The organism is Streptococcus sp. Marseille-Q8145, from assembly GCF_965112035.1.
Window position 1 is genome coordinate 178,721 of sequence record NZ_CBCOPQ010000005.1, and the last position, 20,272, is coordinate 198,992.

20 protein-coding genes are annotated in these 20,272 nt (G+C 37.9%); all 20 read left to right on the plus strand.

What is annotated here, in order from left to right; translation table 11 throughout:
• Positions 1 to 91: 91 nt before the first annotated feature.
• Positions 92 to 976: a phosphate ABC transporter substrate-binding protein PstS family protein gene (locus ACWPVL_RS10660; RefSeq protein ID WP_454388844.1), complete on the plus strand. Its 885-nt coding sequence runs from the start codon at positions 92 to 94 to the stop codon at positions 974 to 976.
• Positions 973 to 1,890 (plus strand): phosphate ABC transporter permease subunit PstC, encoded by a 918-nt coding sequence (pstC, locus tag ACWPVL_RS10665; protein WP_454388846.1) that lies wholly within the window; start codon positions 973 to 975, stop codon positions 1,888 to 1,890. Before ACWPVL_RS10660 ends, pstC begins: the two co-directional genes overlap by 4 nt.
• Complete coding sequence (gene pstA, locus ACWPVL_RS10670) at positions 1,880 to 2,764, plus strand: phosphate ABC transporter permease PstA (RefSeq protein WP_454388848.1); 885 nt, start codon at positions 1,880 to 1,882, stop codon at positions 2,762 to 2,764. The genes pstC and pstA overlap by 11 nt, the downstream gene beginning before the upstream one ends.
• Before the next feature lie 10 nt (positions 2,765 to 2,774).
• Entirely contained in the window at positions 2,775 to 3,578 is an 804-nt protein-coding gene (gene pstB / locus ACWPVL_RS10675) for a phosphate ABC transporter ATP-binding protein PstB (protein ID WP_061909075.1), read from the plus strand.
• Positions 3,579 to 3,605: 27 nt separating this feature from the next.
• Positions 3,606 to 4,364, plus strand: coding sequence for a phosphate ABC transporter ATP-binding protein PstB (pstB, locus tag ACWPVL_RS10680; RefSeq protein ID WP_048763927.1), 759 nt, complete (start codon positions 3,606 to 3,608; stop codon positions 4,362 to 4,364).
• An 11-nt stretch (positions 4,365 to 4,375) separates the two neighbouring features.
• A complete protein-coding gene (gene phoU, locus ACWPVL_RS10685) occupies positions 4,376 to 5,029 on the plus strand; it encodes a phosphate signaling complex protein PhoU (RefSeq protein WP_005591940.1) in 654 nt (217 codons plus the stop codon).
• A gap of 299 nt (positions 5,030 to 5,328) precedes the next feature.
• A complete protein-coding gene (locus ACWPVL_RS10690; RefSeq protein WP_454388850.1) occupies positions 5,329 to 5,997 on the plus strand; it encodes a hypothetical protein in 669 nt (222 codons plus the stop codon).
• 122 nt (positions 5,998 to 6,119) lie between these two features.
• A complete protein-coding gene (locus ACWPVL_RS10695) occupies positions 6,120 to 6,683 on the plus strand; it encodes a hypothetical protein (protein WP_454388852.1) in 564 nt (187 codons plus the stop codon).
• A gap of 266 nt (positions 6,684 to 6,949) precedes the next feature.
• Positions 6,950 to 7,540, plus strand: a complete 591-nt coding sequence (locus ACWPVL_RS10700; RefSeq protein WP_454388854.1) for a hypothetical protein — start codon at positions 6,950 to 6,952, stop codon at positions 7,538 to 7,540.
• Positions 7,541 to 7,699: 159 nt separating this feature from the next.
• A complete protein-coding gene (locus tag ACWPVL_RS10705) occupies positions 7,700 to 8,308 on the plus strand; it encodes a hypothetical protein (RefSeq protein WP_454388856.1) in 609 nt (202 codons plus the stop codon).
• Complete coding sequence (locus ACWPVL_RS10710) at positions 8,295 to 9,695, plus strand: hypothetical protein (RefSeq protein WP_454388858.1); 1,401 nt, start codon at positions 8,295 to 8,297, stop codon at positions 9,693 to 9,695. Before ACWPVL_RS10705 ends, ACWPVL_RS10710 begins: the two co-directional genes overlap by 14 nt.
• 10 nt (positions 9,696 to 9,705) lie before the next feature.
• Positions 9,706 to 10,002 (plus strand): hypothetical protein, encoded by a 297-nt coding sequence (locus ACWPVL_RS10715; RefSeq protein WP_125379524.1) that lies wholly within the window; start codon positions 9,706 to 9,708, stop codon positions 10,000 to 10,002.
• An 8-nt stretch (positions 10,003 to 10,010) separates the two neighbouring features.
• Positions 10,011 to 10,337, plus strand: a complete 327-nt coding sequence (locus ACWPVL_RS10720) for a hypothetical protein (protein WP_454388860.1) — start codon at positions 10,011 to 10,013, stop codon at positions 10,335 to 10,337.
• A 241-nt stretch (positions 10,338 to 10,578) separates the two neighbouring features.
• The gene (locus ACWPVL_RS10725; RefSeq protein ID WP_454388862.1) at positions 10,579 to 13,119 is read left to right on the plus strand and encodes a M1 family metallopeptidase; all 2,541 of its coding nucleotides are present in this window, start codon (positions 10,579 to 10,581) and stop codon (positions 13,117 to 13,119) included.
• Positions 13,120 to 13,714: 595 nt separating this feature from the next.
• Complete coding sequence (locus tag ACWPVL_RS10730) at positions 13,715 to 13,861, plus strand: CRISPR-associated endoribonuclease Cas6 (protein WP_149555552.1); 147 nt, start codon at positions 13,715 to 13,717, stop codon at positions 13,859 to 13,861.
• A complete protein-coding gene (locus ACWPVL_RS10735) occupies positions 13,858 to 15,381 on the plus strand; it encodes a hypothetical protein (protein ID WP_454388864.1) in 1,524 nt (507 codons plus the stop codon). Before ACWPVL_RS10730 ends, ACWPVL_RS10735 begins: the two co-directional genes overlap by 4 nt.
• Before the next feature lie 12 nt (positions 15,382 to 15,393).
• Positions 15,394 to 16,347 carry an FRG domain-containing protein gene (locus ACWPVL_RS10740; protein WP_454388866.1) on the plus strand — a complete coding sequence of 318 codons (954 nt, stop codon included), beginning with the start codon at positions 15,394 to 15,396 and terminating at the stop codon, positions 16,345 to 16,347.
• Complete coding sequence (locus tag ACWPVL_RS10745) at positions 16,338 to 16,589, plus strand: hypothetical protein (protein WP_454388868.1); 252 nt, start codon at positions 16,338 to 16,340, stop codon at positions 16,587 to 16,589. Before ACWPVL_RS10740 ends, ACWPVL_RS10745 begins: the two co-directional genes overlap by 10 nt.
• A gap of 1 nt (position 16,590) precedes the next feature.
• Positions 16,591 to 18,174: a Cas10/Cmr2 second palm domain-containing protein gene (locus tag ACWPVL_RS10750; RefSeq protein WP_454388870.1), complete on the plus strand. Its 1,584-nt coding sequence runs from the start codon at positions 16,591 to 16,593 to the stop codon at positions 18,172 to 18,174.
• Complete coding sequence (locus ACWPVL_RS10755; RefSeq protein WP_045497267.1) at positions 18,175 to 20,271, plus strand: RAMP superfamily CRISPR-associated protein; 2,097 nt, start codon at positions 18,175 to 18,177, stop codon at positions 20,269 to 20,271. It abuts the gene before it with no gap.
• Position 20,272 lies beyond the last annotated feature (1 nt).

Consider the following 20,272-nt stretch of genomic DNA (forward strand, 5'->3'; position numbering starts at 1 on the left):
GCCCTCTTTCTATGTTATAGTGGATACAGTGGGATTTTCAGATTCTTACGACAGACCTCCCACTATTATTCTCAAGATTTCGAGGAGAAAAATGGTAAAGAAAAAATATAAGCTGATTTTGTCAGCAGTTCTAGTGCTATTTGCAGTTAACCTTTCTGCTTGCTCCAGCTGGATTGACCGAGGGGAGTCCATGACTGCCGTTGGTTCGACAGCCCTTCAGCCACTCGTTGAAGCTGCAGCGGATGAGTTTAGTTCAACCAACATTGGAAAAACGGTTAATGTTCAAGGTGGCGGATCAGGTACTGGCTTGTCCCAGGTTCAGTCTGGTGCGGTGGAAATTGGCAACTCAGATGTATTTGCTGAGGAAAAAGAAGGGATTAATGCTTCAGCCCTTGTTGACCACAAAGTAGCCGTCGCTGGAATTGCCGTGATTGTCAATAAAGAAGTATCCGTCGATAATTTAACGGCAGAGCAGCTGCAGAAGATTTTTACTGGTGAAGTGACCAACTGGAAGCAGCTGGGTGGGAAAAATCTAGAGATTTCCATCATCAACCGTGCGGCAAGCTCTGGTTCCCGAGCTACTTTTGACAGTGTCATCATGAATGGTAAATCAGCCGTTCAAAGTCAGGAGCAGGATTCAAATGGGATGGTTAAGTCCATTGTTTCTCAAACACCGGGAGCCATTTCTTATCTGGCCTTTGCTTATGTGGATGATTCGGTCAAGACTTTGAAGCTCAATGGCTACGAGCCTACGGCTAAGAATGTTGCGACCAATGCTTGGCCACTTTGGTCTTATGAGCATATGTATACATTGGGTAAGCCGACTGGTCTTGCAGCAGAGTTTTTGGACTACATGCTGTCAGACGAAGTTCAGGATGGGATTGTCTCAGGAATGGGCTATATTTCCATCAAGGAAATGCAGGTCAGCAAGGATGCTGATGGAAATGTTACGAGCTTAAAAGGAGATAGCAAATGAGAAATGAAGAATTAGCAAAAACATTACTATCCCCTTCGAAAAACTCTCGTCTGGAAAAATTTGGTAAATATATCTCCTTTGCTTGCCTGTCTTTAATCGTACTGATTGTAGCCATGATTTTAATCTTCGTAGCACAAAAAGGGCTGTCGACTTTCTTTGTAAACGGAGTCAATGTGTTTGAATTTTTATTTGGCTCCACTTGGAATCCGTCAGGTAAGGAATTCGGTGCCCTGCCCATGATCTTGGGGTCTTTCATTGTTACCATCTTGTCAGCACTGATTGCAACGCCATTTGCTATTGGGGCAGCTGTCTTTATGACTGAAGTGTCGCCTAAAGGGGCCAAGATTCTTCAGCCTGCGATTGAGCTCTTGGTTGGGATTCCGTCTGTTGTGTATGGATTTATCGGCTTGCAGGTTGTGGTTCCTTTTGTTCGGACTGTTTTTGGCGGTACCGGATTTGGGATTCTGTCTGGTATTTTCGTACTTTTTGTCATGATTTTGCCGACGGTGACTTTTATGACGACAGATAGCCTTCGTGCTGTACCTCGTCACTACCGTGAAGCTAGTTTAGCTATGGGTGCAACACGCTGGCAAACTATTTGGCGGGTAACACTCAAGGCTGCTCGCTCGGGTATCTTTACAGCGGTGGTCTTTGGAATGGCACGTGCCTTCGGTGAAGCCTTGGCTATCCAAATGGTTGTCGGTAACTCTGCGGTGATACCAACCTCTTTGACAACACCTGCGGCGACGCTGACTTCCGTTTTGACCATGGGAATCGGAAATACCGTTATGGGAACAGTGGATAATAACGTTCTTTGGTCTCTGGCTCTGGTGCTCTTGATGATGAGCTTAGCCTTTAACAGTGTCATTAAACTGATTACAAAAGAAAGAGGTAAGAAAAACTATGCACGCTAAGAAATTAGATAAATTGGCGACTGGTGTTCTCTACACAATAGCGAGTATCATTGTTGCCATCCTTGCCTCTCTCATCCTCTATATCTTAGTTAGAGGTCTGCCTCATGTTTCCTGGTCTTTCTTGACAGGGAAATCCTCTTCTTACCAAGCTGGCGGTGGTATCGGGATTCAGCTATACAATTCCTTCTTCCTGCTGGTAATTACTCTGATTATCTCTGTGCCTCTTTCTATGGGGGCTGGGGTTTATCTGTCAGAATATGCTAAGAAAGGCCCAGTGACCAACTTTGTCCGTACCTGTATTGAAATTCTGTCTTCACTGCCTTCGGTAGTAGTCGGACTTTTTGGTTATTTGATTTTTGTTGTACAGTTTGAGTATGGCTTCTCAATCATTTCTGGTGCTTTGGCGCTGACTGTCTTCAATCTGCCTCAGATGACTCGTAACGTCGAGGATAGCTTACGCCATGTTCACCATACACAGCGTGAAGCAGGACTGGCACTCGGAATTTCCCGCTGGGAAACAGTGTTGCATGTGGTCATTCCAGAGGCTCTGCCAGGGATTGTGACAGGGATTGTCCTTGCTTCTGGTCGGATTTTCGGTGAAGCTGCTGCCTTGATCTATACTGCGGGTCAATCTGCGCCGGCTCTGGATTGGTCTAACTGGAACATTTTCAGCATTACCAGCCCGATTTCGATTTTCCGGCAGGCGGAGACACTTGCTGTCCATATCTGGAAGGTCAATAGTGAGGGAACCATTCCTGATGGCACTGTGGTGTCAGCAGGATCAGCAGCGGTGCTTCTGATTTTTATCTTGATTTTCAACTTTGGAGCCCGCCAACTCGGTTCTTACTTGCACAAGAAATTAACCTCTGCATAAAGGAGAAGCAATGACAGAATATAATTGGAATGAAAAACATATCATTACTTTTCCTGAAGAAAAGGTAGCCCTTTCGACCAAGGATTTGCATGTTTACTACGGTAAAAAGGAATCCATCAAGGGCATTGATATGCAATTTGAAAAGAATAAAATCACAGCTCTGATTGGTCCGTCTGGCTCAGGGAAATCGACCTATCTCCGCAGTCTTAATCGTATGAATGATACGATTGATATTGCTAAGGTAACAGGGCAAATTCTTTACCAAGGAATAGACGTCAATCGTCCTGATATCAACGTTTACGAGATGCGTAAGCACATCGGCATGGTCTTTCAACGGCCTAATCCATTTGCTAAGTCTATTTATCGCAACATTACCTTTGCCCATGAACGTGCTGGTGTAAAAGATAAAAAGATTTTGGATGAGCTTGTTGAAACTTCGCTCAAGCAAGCCGCGCTTTGGGACCAAGTAAAGGATGATCTTCATAAATCAGCCTTGACCTTGTCAGGCGGCCAGCAGCAGCGGCTCTGTATTGCCCGAGCTATTTCGGTCAAGCCTGATATCTTGCTTATGGACGAGCCGGCTTCTGCGCTGGATCCGATTGCGACCATGCAGCTAGAAGAAACCATGTTTGAGCTCAAGAAGGACTATACGATCATCATCGTGACGCACAATATGCAGCAGGCTGCCCGGGCCAGTGACTATACCGGCTTCTTTTATCTGGGGGATTTGATTGAGTACGACAAGACCGCCAATATCTTCCAAAATGCCAAACTGCAGTCTACCAATGACTATGTTTCTGGTCATTTTGGTTAGAGGTGAAGAAACTAAAGGAATGAATTTATGACAGAACCTATTTTGCAAGTCAAGGACTTGTCGGTTTATTATAATAAAAAGAAAGCACTCAATAGTGTCTCCTTGGACTTTATGCCTAATGAAATCACTGCCTTGATTGGACCGTCAGGTTCAGGGAAATCCACCTTGCTCAAGGCTATTAACCGTATGGGTGATTTGAATCCAGAAGTAACAACAACAGGCACGGTCATCTACAACGGACACAATATCTACAGTCCTCGGACAGATACGGTGGAGTTGCGCAAAGAGATTGGCATGGTGTTCCAGCAGCCTAATCCCTTCCCCATGACCATTTATGAAAATGTTGTCTACGGACTGCGCATCAACGGTGTCAAGGATAAACAAGTTTTAGATGAAGCGGTGGAGCGTTCCTTGATTGGGGCTTCTATTTGGAACGAAGTGAAAGACCGTTTACATGATTCGGCTATTGGTCTCTCTGGTGGTCAACAGCAGCGGATTTGTGTAGCACGCGTTTTGGCTACCAGCCCGAAAATTATCCTCTTGGATGAGCCAACGTCAGCGCTAGATCCAATCTCTGCGGGTAAGATTGAGGAAACTCTCTATGGACTTAAGGACACCTATACCATGCTCTTGGTGACGCGCTCCATGCAGCAGGCTTCCCGGCTTTCGGATAAAACAGGCTTCTTCTTGGGTGGTGATTTGATGGAGTTTAATGATACTAAGGAGATGTTCCTCAACCCACAAAATAAGGAAACAGAAGATTATATTACAGGAAAATTTGGATAAGGAGTTGAATGATGTTACGATCTCAATTTGAAGAAGATTTGGAGAAATTGCACAATCAGTTCTACGCAATGGGACAAGAAGTGCTCTCACAAATCAACCGCACCGTGCGTGCTTTTGTCACACATGACCGTGACTTGGCAAAGGAAGTCATCGAAGATGATGCAGAAGTAAATGAATATGAAGTGAAATTGGAAAAGAAATCATTTGAAATGATTGCCCTCCAGCAACCTGTTTCTCAAGACCTTCGTACAGTCTTGACTGTTCTCAAGGCTGTTTCAGACTTAGAGCGTATGGGAGACCATGCGGTATCCATTGCAAAAGCGGCTATTCGTATGAAAGGTGAGCAGCGTATTCCAGCTGTTGAGGACGAAATTAAAAAGATGGGTCGCGATGTGAAAAATTTCGTTGAAGCTGCCCTTGATCTCTACCTGAATGGTTCTGTAGATCAGGCCTATGAAGTAGCAGCTATGGATGAAAAAATCAATCATTATTTTGATAGCATTCGTGACCTGGCTACGGAAGAAATCAAGAAAAATCCTGAAGCCATCGTTACAGGCCGTGATTATTTCCAGGTTATTTCTTTCTTAGAACGTATCGGCGATTATGCCAAAAACATCTGCGAGTGGGTCGTTTACTTTGAAACGGGTAAAATTATCGAATTATAATATATGTTAAAAAGACAGGCTAAGCTTGTCTTTTTGTGTTTTTGGGAGGAGAAAAGATGAGATGAGACGAATTTAAAAGATAGATATTTAGACTTCATGTAGATAACAGGCAAATTGGGATTTCAATGGATTAAAAGGTCTAAAACAAAAAGATAATTTATCGATATGACCTAAGTACTCCCCTTTTGGTTGAAATGATTGAAAAAGAAATGGAGGATAATGCTAAAAATTATGCTACAATGTAGGAAAGTGATAGCTGAAAGTCTTGTTTTATAGAATACTGTAATGGAGGTATAATCATGAGAAAAAAGGTTATTGTCGTTCTGGCAATTTTGTTCGTTCTAGTTTCAGGAGGGGGATACTGTATGACAAAATGGATTGAATATCAAAACTCACCGTATAATGTTAGTGACGTTTTAGACGATAAAGAAGTAAAACTTTACAAACGCGGATTTCGTTTGTTGGAAGAACAGTTGTCAACTTATATCAAAGAGCACTATTCAGGAGTCAGTAAAATAGAGTTTTCGCCAATTTTTGTTCAAGGTGGGGATGGACAGACAATGTTTGATGCTAGTATAATCGCAGCTATAACTGATTCAAATGGAAATAAAACTTATTTAGGGAAAAAAATAGGAGACACTACCTATGCTGCCTATGGTGATTCGTGGGATTTGCTTCTAGGATTTGATGGAGCGACTGGTGAAGAAGCCATTGACCTGAGGGTTGATGAAAATACAACAGTAGAAGTGTCTAATCATAAACATTTGCCTGAATTTGCTAAATTGTCTTCCCTACCTAAATTGGATAAGAATATTGAGGTGCTTATCCAGAACGGTCAGTTGAAAGGTGTAAAGAAGAGTGAAAGTGGTAGTCCAAAAGCAAAGATAGAGTATAATCTTGAAATCAGAAGAGGAAACTACTCAGAATGGGAATGTTCCTTGATTAAACAGGGAAATTTATTCTTATAGATAATATGACAGAAAAAAATTGAACCGTTTTCATGTAGATATAGGGGTGACAGGTAATGAAGAAAAAACAACTTGCAATTATAGCTGTAATAATAATCTTAGTTTTAGGAGGGGGCTACTGTATGACAAAATGGATTGAACATCAAAACTCGCCGTATAATGTCAGTGACGTTTTAGACGATAAAGGAGCAAAACTTTACAAACGAGGATTTCGTTTGTTGGAAGAACAGTTGTCAACTTATATCAAGGAGCACTATTCAGGAGTCAGTAAAATAGAGTTTTCGCCAATTTTTGTTCAAGGTGGGGATGGGCAGACTATGTTCGATGCTAATATCGTTCCCGTAATTTATGACAATCATGGGAATAAGGCTTATTTAGGGCGGAAAGTTGGTAAGCATGGATATGCAAGCTACGGTCTTTTAGGAGATCTACGGTTAGATTTTAATGGATTTGATGAGGAAGTGATTGAAATTGATGTAGATGGTAAATTTCTTGACATAACGAATTACAAAAGCTTGCCTCCAAAAGCTAAATTAACAATCAACCCCTCAATAGATGAAAATATTGAAGCGCTTGTCAATGCTGGTCACCTAAAAGATGTGGTTAAAAGTGAAATTGGCAGTCCAGATGCAGAAGTTGTCTATAATACAGAAATTAGGAAAGGAGACTATTTGGAATGGCGTTGACAGAATGACATTGTTTATATTAATAACATTTAGTAAGGCTAAAAGACGTTAAGAAATCAGATGTAGGAAGTCCGAATGCTGAAATAGACTACAACTTATAAATTAAAAGAGGGAGTTATTCAGAATGGGAATAATCTTTGATTAAATGGGGAGGTTTCTGTTTATGAATAATATGACAGAAATACTCGGCAAAAAATACAATATTGTGATATGCTATAAGCAGAAAAAATGGATTCGTTTTCATATAGATGTGAGGAGGTATACTTGTGAAAAAAAAGATTATTACGGGTTTAATAATTCTATTCGTTGTAATTTCGGGAGGTATCTATATGTATAACAAATTAACAAAACCCAACCTTAGCCCCAAAACAGCTAAACTCTATCAGCATGGCTTTCGACTTCTGGAAGAGCAACTAGGAACTTATATAAAAGAGCATTACTCAGGGGTTGAAAAGATTGAGTTTTCCCCAATCTACATTACTGAGGAAGGGTCAACTTTCTCAAATGCCTATGTACGTCCGACAATTTATGATAAATATGGGAATAAAGCCACTCTTGGCACTAAAGTTAATAATGTGTATCCAAGTAGCTTTGGTATCGTCTCACATATAATTCTTAATTTTGATGGAGGTGGAAATGAAGCTATAGATTTAAAGGACTCAAACGGGAATAACATTGATGTTTCTAACGCGCAACATTTACCTGATGAAGCTAAACTCACAAGAGCTAAAGGGATTGATTTGAATATGGAATTATTAGTTGAATACGGTCAGTTAAAGGATGTTATTAAGGATGAAAAAGGAAGCCCAAAAGCTGAAATCATTTACAATGTTAAGCTAAGTAAAGAGGAAGGATGATATTACATTAACTCATTAAGGAATGAAACTTTTATCGATGTAACAGAGTATTTTTAGCGGAAGTGATAAAAAATTTTATATTACAAAGGCGAGACACTATGATAAACTGTTAGAAAAACATGTGAGCATTTTTACGGATCGGTGTAAGGGGGTATACTTGTGAAAAAAAAGATTATAATCGTCTTAACAATTTTATTCGTTGTAATATCAGGAGGAATCTATATGTACAATAAACTTACAAAACCGAACTTTGGCCCTAAAACAACCAAGCTTTATCAGCATGGATTTCAACTTCTTGAAGAGCAAATTGGAACCTACATCAAAGAACATTATAAAGGAATTAAAAGAATTGAATTTTCTCCCATTTATGTTACAGGGGATGACGGATCTTCTATGTTGAATGCGGAAATTGTTCCAATTGTTTATGACTCTCACGGAAATAAAGCGAAATTTGGAGGATTATATAAAAACTTTCAACATCCTGCTTATGGTACTATAGGTTATTTACGTCTGAGTTTTGATTATTCAGGGAATCCTTATATCGAATTAAGCACAGACTCAGGAGAATTTAAAGATGTGACTTACGGACAATCATTGCCAGAAGAAATAAAAGGGAAGAAAATAAAGGATATTGATTTTAATTTTGAAACCTTAATAAAAGAAGGGAGGCTAAAAGGTGTTGAAAAATCAGATGTTGGAAGCTCAAATGCTGAAGTTATTTATAATCTAGAACTAAAAAAGGGGGTACTTCCGCATGACACTGAATGATAAGGAAATTCAAGAATTGCAAGGGATGATTAAAAAAGAACTAGGAGCTACTGAGGGTACGGTATTTCAAATACCTAATCAAGACAAGTACTACCAAATTGTTTATCGACAAAATAGTACAACTCAAGCAATGGCAGTTGTACCTGTCGATAATGAAAAAGGGGAGAATCCTAATTACCAAGAAACAGCTATTGTAGTAGCAGGGACTCAAGTTCCAGGTGAAAATTTTAAAGATTTTGGGAATCAACCCTATTACTGGAAGAAAAATCGAGATATTGTTGATTCAAGTGAAAAAGCATTCTTTGCTAGTGGGTCATTTGGAATATTTCCTGGAATGCTGACTCCCCAATCAGATGATATTGATGTGTTTTATCAAATTACTGAAGAAAAGATAAAATCCCATAACGGAATTATTTCTAATATGTCTGGGCACAGTCAAGCTGGGCCTGGTGTAGCTTATACAGCCTCAAAGTACGGCCTTAAACAGAACCGTACAATCAAAGTGACAAATTTTATGGATTTTGCGGCTAAAAAAGCTGTTGATACAGGCGGTATTTCAAAAGAACAAGTAGCTTATCTTAATAAAAACGCCACTATCTATAGAGATAGTCGAGGCGATGTTGTTTTCTTAGACGGGAATAGTGGTTATGTTCCCTATGGACAAACTATGAGATTTGAAGTTCTTGAAGGGGAAGACGGACATTCACCAAGAACTCCAGTAATGAAGGGAAACAAGTTAGATGTAGATTATTATTATAAAAGAAATCTATTCGCTACTGGCATGACAGAAAAACAGGTCCGAAAGATTGCTGAATATAAAGCAAAAACGTACAAAGTAAATGTAGCAATCGCAAATTATGGTTTAGAGATGGACAAGGTGACTCCTGAATACTATGTTCGTGAGTATTTAAAGGAATATGGAGACTTTGCTCCAGAACCTTCTAAGCAAGAATTACTCACTCTAAAGAGACGACGCATTGATGAACTGCACGCTTCTTTGAAAACGACTACAGGCAGTCAAATGATTAGATTGAGAGAGGAACTTGTTCGTACAAGTGCGCAAACGGCTCAGTTACAAGCTGAAGTATATGAGCAGGCGATCAAAGATAAACTTGCAAATGCCAAGGAAAGTGTCTCTCAGCATATAACAGAACTACGATCAGCAGCGTATACGCTGGCTCATAACCTTTCTGGTGGAGAGATAGAGGGTTTACTGTCTGAGTTGAGCTTTGAGCTAGCTTGGAATACTGGAATAGAAGCAGCAACTCTTTCTTCGGCCAACTCATATCAGAAGGAAATGACAAGTATAGCAGGTAAATTAAACAAGGCAGCTGATAGAATTGTAGAAATCGACCAAAAAGGTAGCCAGATTTTTGGGGAATTATAGGAGGAAGCGTATGATTGAACCAATGATAGAGGATCGAGCGGAAGCAGAACGTATCAAAAAAGAGTATCTGAGGATACAGGAACGTCTGGCTATTCGAGGTTTAATCTCAGCTAAAAGAGCCACTCTCCTTGAAGAAAGTCGCCTATTGCAAGAATGGCTCACCAATCAGGCTGAGACAATGAAATCATTCTCATCAGTTCAGGTTCCTGCCGATTTGGAAGGTGCTTTTTCAGGATTAGCAGCCGAATCTATCAAGAATGTCTTAAATGAAGTCTCAACGCCTAATTTGATAAGTCCAATTCTGTAGGAGGGATTATGGATACAAAAAAGCAGATAGCACAATTAGATGATGAACATCTAGCATTTCGTAGAAAAGCCAGTGAATTGGAATGGGATTATCACGATATGAAACGGGAGGCTAGAAATTTTTCGGAAGAAATGAGCAATTGGGTTATATCATTCTGTCGTCACAGTTCGCCTGCTGATTCATCTTATATATTACACCAAATTGAGGAAAATCGAGAAGATTGCGAGCGGAAAATAAGGCGTTACGAAGATCGACTGAATGAAGCCTGTCAAGAAGAAAATCGCTTATACAATAAAAAATTGAACGAACTGAAGAAAGAAACAAAGCAAACATGAACTTCACTTTTCCTTCGGACGAATCCATCAGACAGGCTAAGCTTGTCTTTTTTGTTTTGAGGAAGAGAAAAGCTAATGACAGGATGGCTTTAAAATGATTACTTTATGTTTGAAGTCAAAAATCAATTTTGGGTCAGTTGGAATGAGTATAAAGTCACTAAATATGGTAGAATAGTAAGAGATGAATCTTGAATGGAGGTTGGTTTAATACCAGCCCCTTCAATTAGATGAGGAGAAAAACATGCAAGCAGTTGCACATTTTATTGATACTTTTGTTCCAGAGCACTATGATCTCTTTTTGGATTTGAATCGTGCGGATAAGACTTTCTCAGGGAAAGTTACCATTACCGGTGAAGCTAAAATGGAGAAAATTTCCTTGCACCAAAAGGATTTGACGATTGAGGCAGTAGAAGTGGCTGGACAAGCTCGTCCCTTCACTCTTGATAATGACAATGAAGCTCTTTATGTTGAATTGGCATCAGCAGGTCCTGTGGAAGTGACCTTGACCTATACAGGTAAGATTACAGACAATATGACGGGGATTTACCCATCTTACTATACTGTAGATGGAGTGAAAAAAGAGATCATTTCCACGCAATTTGAGAGCCATTTTGCCCGTGAAGCCTTTCCAAGTGTAGATGAGCCAGAAGCTAAAGCGACTTTTGATTTGGCATTGAAATTTGACCAAGCAGAAGGCGAACTAGCTTTGTCTAATATGCCTGAAATCGACGTTGAAAATCGGAAAGCGACTGGCATTTGGAAGTTTGAAAGAACACCTCGCATGTCTTCCTATCTATTGGCCTTTGCTGCTGGGGATATGCAAGGTATTACTGCTAAAACTAAAAACGGTACTTTGGTTGGTGTTTATGCAACTAAGGCTCATCCAGCCAGCAATTTAGAATTTGCTTTGGACATTGCGGTTCGCTCGATTGAATTTTACGAAGAATATTATGGTGTCAAATATCCGATTCCTCAGTCGCTGCACGTAGCCCTGCCAGACTTTTCATCTGGTGCTATGGAAAACTGGGGTCTGGTGACCTACCGTGAGATTTATCTCTTAGTAGATGAAAATTCTACGGTATCCAGCCGTCAAGATGTAGCACTTGTCGTTGCTCATGAGTTGGCTCACCAATGGTTTGGAAACTTGGTCACTATGAAGTGGTGGGATGACCTTTGGCTCAACGAAAGTTTTGCCAACATGATGGAGTATGTCTGTGTAAATGCGATTGAACCAAGCTGGAATATCTTTGAGAATTTCCAAACAACAGGTGTGCCTTTGGCGCTTAAGCGCGATGCGACAGACGGAGTTCAGTCTGTCCATGTGGAAGTGAAGCACCCTGACGAAATCAATACCTTGTTTGATCCGGCTATCGTTTATGCTAAGGGAAGCCGCCTTATGCACATGCTTCGTCGTTGGTTGGGTGATGAGGCCTTTGCTAAAGGATTGAACGCTTACTTTGCTAAACACCAGTATGGAAATACCATCGGTCGTGACCTTTGGAATGCCTTGGGAGCTGCTTCTGGTCGTGATGTAGCAGCCTTTATGGACTCTTGGTTGGAACAGCCAGGCTACCCTGTTTTGACAGCTACAGTAGAAAATGATACGCTCAAACTCTCTCAAAAACAATTCTTTATTGGGGAGTACGAAGATAAGAAACGCACTTGGGTCTTGCCTCTAAATAGCAACTGGAAAGGTTTGCCAGATACACTGGAAACAGAAACGCTGGAAATTCCAAATTACTCTACCTTGGCTGCTCAAAACCAAGGTGCCCTGCGCTTTAATACTGAAAATACAGCTCACTATATCACGGACTATCAAGGTGTCTTGCTTGAGCAGATTTTAGATACCATTACAGACTTGGATAGCACCAGCAAGCTTCAAGTGGTGCAAGAGCGCCGTCTCTTGGCTGAAGCAGGCAGTATTTCATTTGCTGATTTGGTTCCAGTTATTGAAAAACTGACAGAAGAAACCTCCTATTTGGTTGTTTCAGGAGTTAAAGCCGTTCTGAATGGCCTCAAGCTCTTTGTGGACGAAGGAAGCGAGTGCGAGAAAGCATATAACGAATTGGTTGTTAAACTTATCAAATTCAACTTTGATCGTCTAGGCTTTGAAGCAAAAGAAGGGGAAAGTGATGAAGATGAGCTGGTTCGTCAGATCGTTGTAGGAAGTCTGATTGCAGCCGATGATCAAGCAGCAAGTCAAGAAGCAAGTCGTCTTTTTGCTGCTCATCAAGAAGACTTGGAGAAATTGCCTGCAGCTATTCGCTTGCATATTCTCATCAACCAAATCAAGCATTATGAGAGCAAAGAATTGGCCGACCAATACTTGAATGATTATGTTTCAACAGTCGACGGTAGCTTCAAACGCCAATTGGCAGCTGCTTTGGCTTACACTAAGGACGCAGAAACTCTTGCTCGTATCTTGGAATCTTTGAAAAACAAGGATATCGTAAAACCACAAGATTTGGCAATGAGCTGGTATTTCCCTCTCTTGAATCATCAATTTACTCAAGCTACTGCTTGGACTTGGGCGCGTGAGAATTGGGATTGGATTAAGGCTGCTCTGGGTGGCGACATGAGCTTCGACAAATTCGTCATTTATCCAGCTAATGCTTTCAAGACAGAAGAAAGACTAGCAGAATACAAGGCTTTCTTTGAGCCGCAGCTGGACGATATGGCTATCAGCCGTAATATCAGCATGGGAATCAAAGAAATCGCAGCGCGTGTTGACTTGATTGCCCGTGAAAAAGCAGCGGTTGAGAAAGCTATTCAAGAAAGATAATAAATAATTAGGGAACTATATAGTTATAAAAGACGAATATCTGCTCATCCTGAGTACTAGATATTCGTCTTTTTCTTATTCTCAAAACATATTTAAATTGGAAACGCTAACATTTTGTGCTATAATATAACTAAAAATAATTTAATTTATTTGTATAATAATATCGGAAGGAGTTTTAGAATAGATGTTAGATGGAGTGCCAAGTCCCTATTCCTACTTTAATATTAGTAAAACTAAATTTTAGAAATGTAGTTAAGGAAACATATCGTTAGATAGCAGGTATTAGGAAGTTTTATGTTTCATCTTCAGTTGTTTATTGGGATATTTTAGTATCCATAGTTCAAGTCAGATTATAATTTTTTGAAACTTATATTTTTACGTTTTTAATCCCAATGAGCGATTGAGATATATTCTTAAGAAGAGTTTACTATATGGTGTTCTCTTTTATGAAGAAAGATTTACATGTCAGCTGAGTTTATAGAAGGAGGGTTGGCTCCTGTAAGATCAGTCAAAATAAGATTAGATAACAATTGAGGTTATAAGCTTTATGCAAGTTATATATCACTATTTCCTAAGAATTAAAAGAATAAACTAATTGTATAAGAAAACTTCTATCAAAGCTTATATGAGAAACCTTCACCTGTTTGCCAATCCTGAACCTATGCACTTGCTTTACAATATTAGTCTTGGTGAAAAGAATTCTCAAGATTTTGGAATATTTAGAATTGAGGAAATGAAATGACAGAAGGAATTTTAGTTGCTTTTTTAGGTGCGATTAGACCTACAGAAGATCAAATTAAAGATGAAGACTCTATTAAAGACAATAAGTTCGGTTACACTAAAACGAATTATTATGACCCTATCTCAAAAAACGAAGTGATATCAAAATTTACTTATGAATACTATCTCACAAATCAGACTGAAATCAATGTCAGTAAGGTTTTGTTGGTTGGAACTGCTACATCTTCTTGGGAAGAGATATATAGACATTTTGCTATAAAAAATGGATCTTTTTCAATGAAGGATTATCAGGATTTTCGAAATGAGTTCTCCGATACCAATAAAGTCAGTCTAAAGGAAGATTTACTAAAAAAAGCTATTGAACCAGCAACTTACTATTTCACAAAGTTAAGAGATAACTCAGTCACATTTCATCCTGTTATAATAACTCTTGGTTCAACTAACCAAGAGTTAAAGCAAACATTTGAAGACATTAAAACAAAGTTAGTTAAGGAGGCAGCTAATCTTTTCGATAATAAGCAAAAAAACAAAATTATTTGTGATATTACAAATGGATTTCGTTCGTTTCCTATCTTTACCTATATGTTGTCAAACTATGTATCTAAGGTCTTGAATTGGAAGGCGGAGTTTGAAGTATTTTATGGTATGTTTGAGGATAAAACATACCCAGATAAGACACCGATCGTCAATCTTAATAGCGTAGATAATCTAATGGCATGGATCAATGCAGCTAATGAATTTCGTTCCTATGCAAGTGTCAAAACTCTTCTGGAACTATTAGATAAAAGGACTAATGATCCGAACTACGAAAACCTAAGAGAAAGCTTCAACCAGTTTGAGTATGGAACAAATCGTAATGATCTTTACCATTTGCACCAAGCAATTACACGCTTAGTGGAAGATACTAATCTTTTACAAGGAATTGAGGATCCAGCAGTAACATTTATAAGGGATGAAATTGCGAAAGATTTAGGAGTGCATTTCAAGGAATCTTTATCTATTTCAAAAGATGAAGAAAAAATGAAACGCCTTGCCTACTTTCAATTTGAACTAGGAAAATGGTACGCTAGACAAGGACGTATTGGTCAAGCAGCTGTGACAACACAAGAAGCTTTAGTAACACTATTAATCTGGTTAGTAAATAATGATATCAAAGAAGATGATTTATTTAAACATAAGTTTAGAAATTATTTTAAAAATACTGTCATAGGAGAAATGGAATCCGAAATTTATGAACCGATAAAAAAAGCTGAAGAAAGTGTTAGAACAAAAATCCGCAATACCTTTTCTCATTGTAATTTCAACATATCTGGAGATATAGACAATTTACAGGAAAAAATAACACAGCAAGAGAGTTATTTACTTAAGCTTCAAGAAGAGATTGAGAAGCTACTAAGCCACGATGAATCTATCAAAAATATTGTAGCTGATATTAAAAAGCGTCTAGCAAGACTGTTTTCAAATAATAAGAGATCTACAAAATTTTTTGAAGCACTAAATTTTACTTCTAGAGATGATTGAGAGGATTAAGAAATGCCAAATGAAATTAGAATTACAAACTTCAGAGATTTTGTCGAAAAAGTTCAAATGCTAGAAGCGGATACCTATCGTCATCGATATGTTTTTCGTGGAGAAGGAAAATATCCTGGCTTTGAAAAATGGAAGCTCACTCCCAAGATTTTTCGTCAGATGAAAGATAGTTGCGGAGATAAACAAATTTATCGGGAAAGTGATCTAATTGATGCTGTTATAAGTCGCTATCCAAATATTTTTAAAGAATGTAAAAGTAATCTAGAAATTTTACTCCTCATGCAACACTATGGTTTGCCAACAAGACTCTTAGATATTAGTTTTAATCCCTATATCGCTTTATTTTTTGCCTTGTCTGGGGACTCCAGCATAAAGGAACACTATGTCTATGTTATTGATACAGAAAAGATTAATGAAGAGAATAATAAATCTGAATCTAAGCTGGGAGCAAGACAGAATAAAGGCTGGGATGCTCAAAAAAGTGTTTTTGACAATACCGTTGCTGTTATAGCTGCATTATCCAGATTATCTACAGCAGAACAGGATGAAATTAAAAATTTAAAAAATAACTATGAATCTATGAAGAAAGAACTTCAAAAATTTGTAGAGGGTGATTCATCAATCAAACCAAGCACTTATATGAATTTGATGAACTTTATAAACAGCAAAAGAAATAATATAGATCCAATTCCTTATATTAATAATTATAAAAATATGCAAGCGGCCTTTAATGCTAAAACATTAAATAAAGAAGCGTGGGATTTAATCCTCATAGATGTCCTAAATTCTGTTATTGAGAATTATGATGTTATGAAAAATCTAGCTAATAAAACCAAGTATTATAATCCTGGATTTGATCAAAAGATAAAATTTGAAGATTTAGATAATGATTACATTATTCGTCCTCATTTTTCGAATGATCGCATTAAAAATCAAAATGGGGATTTTTGCTATTAAATGCTCTAGATAAATCAAACAATAATAATGTACCAGAGAAATACATAGATACTGTTTGGATAATAGATTTGGAAAAAGGAGATGATGATAAAGCTTCCGAAGTATCTCGTCAGGAATTTTTAGAGCAGTTACGCTACATGGGGATTGATCAGAGTTTTGTTTATCCCGAATTAGAAAATTTTATTTGTACAGATTATCTTGAAGTAGTAGATAGTACTTTAAACAATGTAAAAGGAGAGTAGTATGACACAGTGTATTGCAATTTATGATATTAGTGGTATTCAGAGCTTCATATTCTCGACAAATAAGTTACGTGAAATGGTAGGCGGATCGAAAATTGTACACAAGATATTGTTTGAACTACTACCTAAAAAATTAGGATATGGAAACAATAATTGGGAAGATGAAGATTTTTCAAAAGACATTCCTCAAGGACGTTCTGGAAATGTTATTTACATTGGTGGTGGTAATGCTCTTGTACTGTACGAGAATGAAGAAAGTTATAAATCAGTAACTATTGAATTACAAAAAGAAGTTTTTGAACTTTCTGGTGGAGGTATCCGTCTTTGCCATGCCAAAATTGAAATAGACCATTTAGATCAAAAGGGAAGCTTTGTAGAAAAAATTCAAAAACCATTAATGCAAGCTCTAACAACCTACAAACAAAACACAGCTCCAATTCAGACTGCTCGCGGTTTTTCATTTGGTGCACAGGATAATGAAACCAAAGAGCCGATAGTATTAGTCCCAACATTGAAAGATAGTCCTTGCAAGTATGCTAGTTATGGTCGATTTAAAAAAAATGAAATTTTTTATTCAGCGAGAGATGAAGAAAAAAGCAGCGAGGAAATTAGCCAATATTATGCGGATAATTTTGAGCAGTTTCGAGACGAGGAGGAAAAAAGTTTTGTTGCTGTGATCCACATTGATGGAAACACAATGGGAAAACAGATAATTGATTTTGCAAATAAAAATCAAGAAGAAGAAGAGACATTATTTGAACAACTGAAAGCAATGCGTGAGCTCTCTAAAGAAATTAGCAAAATATACAGAGATACTTTAGATAGCACGGTTAATGAGATATTCAAAAAAGAAATTAAAACTGAAAAAGCTTACAGGGCAGCTCAGCAATTGACTAAGAATATACCTTATCGAGAAATTATAGCAGATGGAGATGATATTACTGTTATAATAAAATCACAGAAGGCCTTACAATTTTGTGATTTATTTGTGAAAACATTAGAAAAGGAAAAAGAAGGTGGAAACTATTCTCATCTCAAAGATTTTCATATTTCTGTTGGGATAGGTATTGCCTTTGTTCACGATAAATTCCCTTTCAGCACGGCTTATGACATAGCAGAACAGCTATGTAAGAATGCTAAAAAACGAGGATTAGAATATCCATTTAGTAAAAATAATATAGATGTTACTCATTCGAGCATGGATTTTCAAATTATCAAAAGTGGTATGCCTACAGACATAAAAAATTTCCGTGCCTCTAATTACTATTTGGACAAAAATAATCAAAAGCCCAAATGCTTATTAAGAAGGCCATATTTGTATATAAAAGAAAATGATAAAAATATTCCTAAAGAATATACTTATACAAATTTTATAGATACCTATGAGGAATTAGTCAATCTCGGAATTGCTAATAATAAGCTTAAAGCTTTGCAACACGCCTACGCAACGAGCGAGATGGAAATTGATTATGTGATACAAATGATTAAGGCTAGGAAAAAGTGTGAGTTGCAACCTTGGATGGGAAATAAAGCGACATATTTTGATATATTGGATGTTTGGGATTATTTAAAAGGGGGCAAATAGATGAAAATCTTACAACTGACGATTGAGTTAAAATCTGATATGTGCTGTGGTACAGGTACAGGTGATGGTGTCCAATTTGATACAGTTTCTGCTTATAATGATTATGGATTGCCCTACATTCCGGCTAAACGTCTGAAGGGGTTGCTGCGAGAACAAGCAGAATTTCTGATAGCTTGTGATCCTGAAAATAAGAATTTTGTTGAAATATTGTTTGGAAAAGGAGAACAGGCTGGTGCTCTCATCGTCAATAACGCAGAGATTAAAGATGTGAGCAATCTAAAAGAGGATTTAGATAAGCTTTTTAAGAGTCAGCCGTCCTTATATAATCCGTCCGCGGTTGCTGAGTATTATACAGTAGCTAGACACGCTACTCAAATGAAAAATGGTGTTGCTAAACCCAAATCTTTACGAACAATTGGAGCTGTACCAAGTGGCACAATATTTGAAGCGACACTATACTTAGATGATAGTTCAAGTAGTGAAAAAGTAGAATTTTTGAGAAAATGTGCCAAGCTTCTTCGACATATCGGACTCAATCGTACAAGAGGTTATGGGGAAGTCGTTTGTACTTTAGAGGAACAGGAAAATGCTTTGAAGGAATATACCAATGATTCATATGGAGAACGTCAAACATCTACTATTTTTCGTTATAATATTAGCTTGGAGACAGATTTAGTCTCAGAGAAAGATTATATTACAGGTACAGCTTTGCAAGGCTGGTTTGCCGGTAGAATTGAACAGGAAAATATTCAAGAGTTACTTACTAAAGTAAAATTTAGTAACGCTTATCCTTGCATAGATGACAAGTTTTTTTACCCAATGCTTTTAAGTTATATCAATGTGAAGAATGAAGAGGAAATTTACTCTCAAGCAGATGGTTATAGAAGATGTGAAGGGAAGCAATACACCCAAAAAACAGGTTTTGCTTATTTTGGCTATGAAAAGTCCAAAGAGGGTACGAACATTCTGTCTTATGATTCTTATGAAATGCAAAAGAGCATTAGTTACCATGTCACAACAAAAGGAGATAATGACCTTTTCACTCTTCCTTTATTGAAAGCTGGACAGTCTTTCGCAGGCTTTATTGAAGGCGATCAGAGCATATTAAATAAATTGAAAGAGATTCTTGCCAAATATAACGGAGAAATCCGTCTGGGAGGCTCAGCTAATATTCAGTTTGGAAAATGTGTTTTGACGCTTGTACCTAACAGAAATATGGAAGGTGACTTGAATAATAACACTAGTAAGGATGCTAGCCCATCAGGCGAAGAAACACACGTTTATATTGTCAATCTCTTATCAGATACCATTCTCTGTGATGAATATGGCTTAAATTCTGTCTCGCTAGATGTTCTAAAAAGATCCGTTGAAAAATTGTTTAATATAGATGAGGGAACTGAACCTAATAAAAGTAAGAAACCAATCATTGGTGACATCTATACAGGCACAACAACGACAGGAGGCTATAATGGTAAATGGAAGATGCCACGCCGTCGGTTTAGTGCCTTTTCAATGGGAACACAAATATGTGTTGAATCAAAGATTGAGCCCAAGCGTTCTGAAGGCTTTATGGGTTTACTTCAGGCAGAAGGCTACGGACAGTACCGTATACAAAAAGTTAATCCTGAGTTGTCCAATATAGGATTTAAAAAGTCTGAAAACCAAGAAAAAAATGTAGAAGGTGAAGTTGGATTTGAACTCACTTCAGCTGGTAAAGACTTAAAAGATCAGATTGATTTCAATCATCTGCTTAAAGAGCTGGAAAAGTCAGCCTATGAGATAATAGAAACACAGTCCTTCCTTTTGAAAAAAACGAGTAGTTCGTCACTCATGCGACTCAATGCCGTCTATCAAAACTTAAATAGAGAGGGTGGTGAAGCTACACTTGAAGTTTTAGGCTCTGTTTTTAAAAACAGCAATGATAAAAATAACAACGAACAGAAGATTTGTGAGGCAATTCTTAAAAGGTTTAAAGAGTTTAAAATGGATGACATTGTTGACACAGACAAAAAGGTCAGAGCTTCTCTACACTATTTGCAATATATTCTAACAGCTATCAAGTTCTGGTATAAAAATAATAAGGGGAGGGAGAACTAAT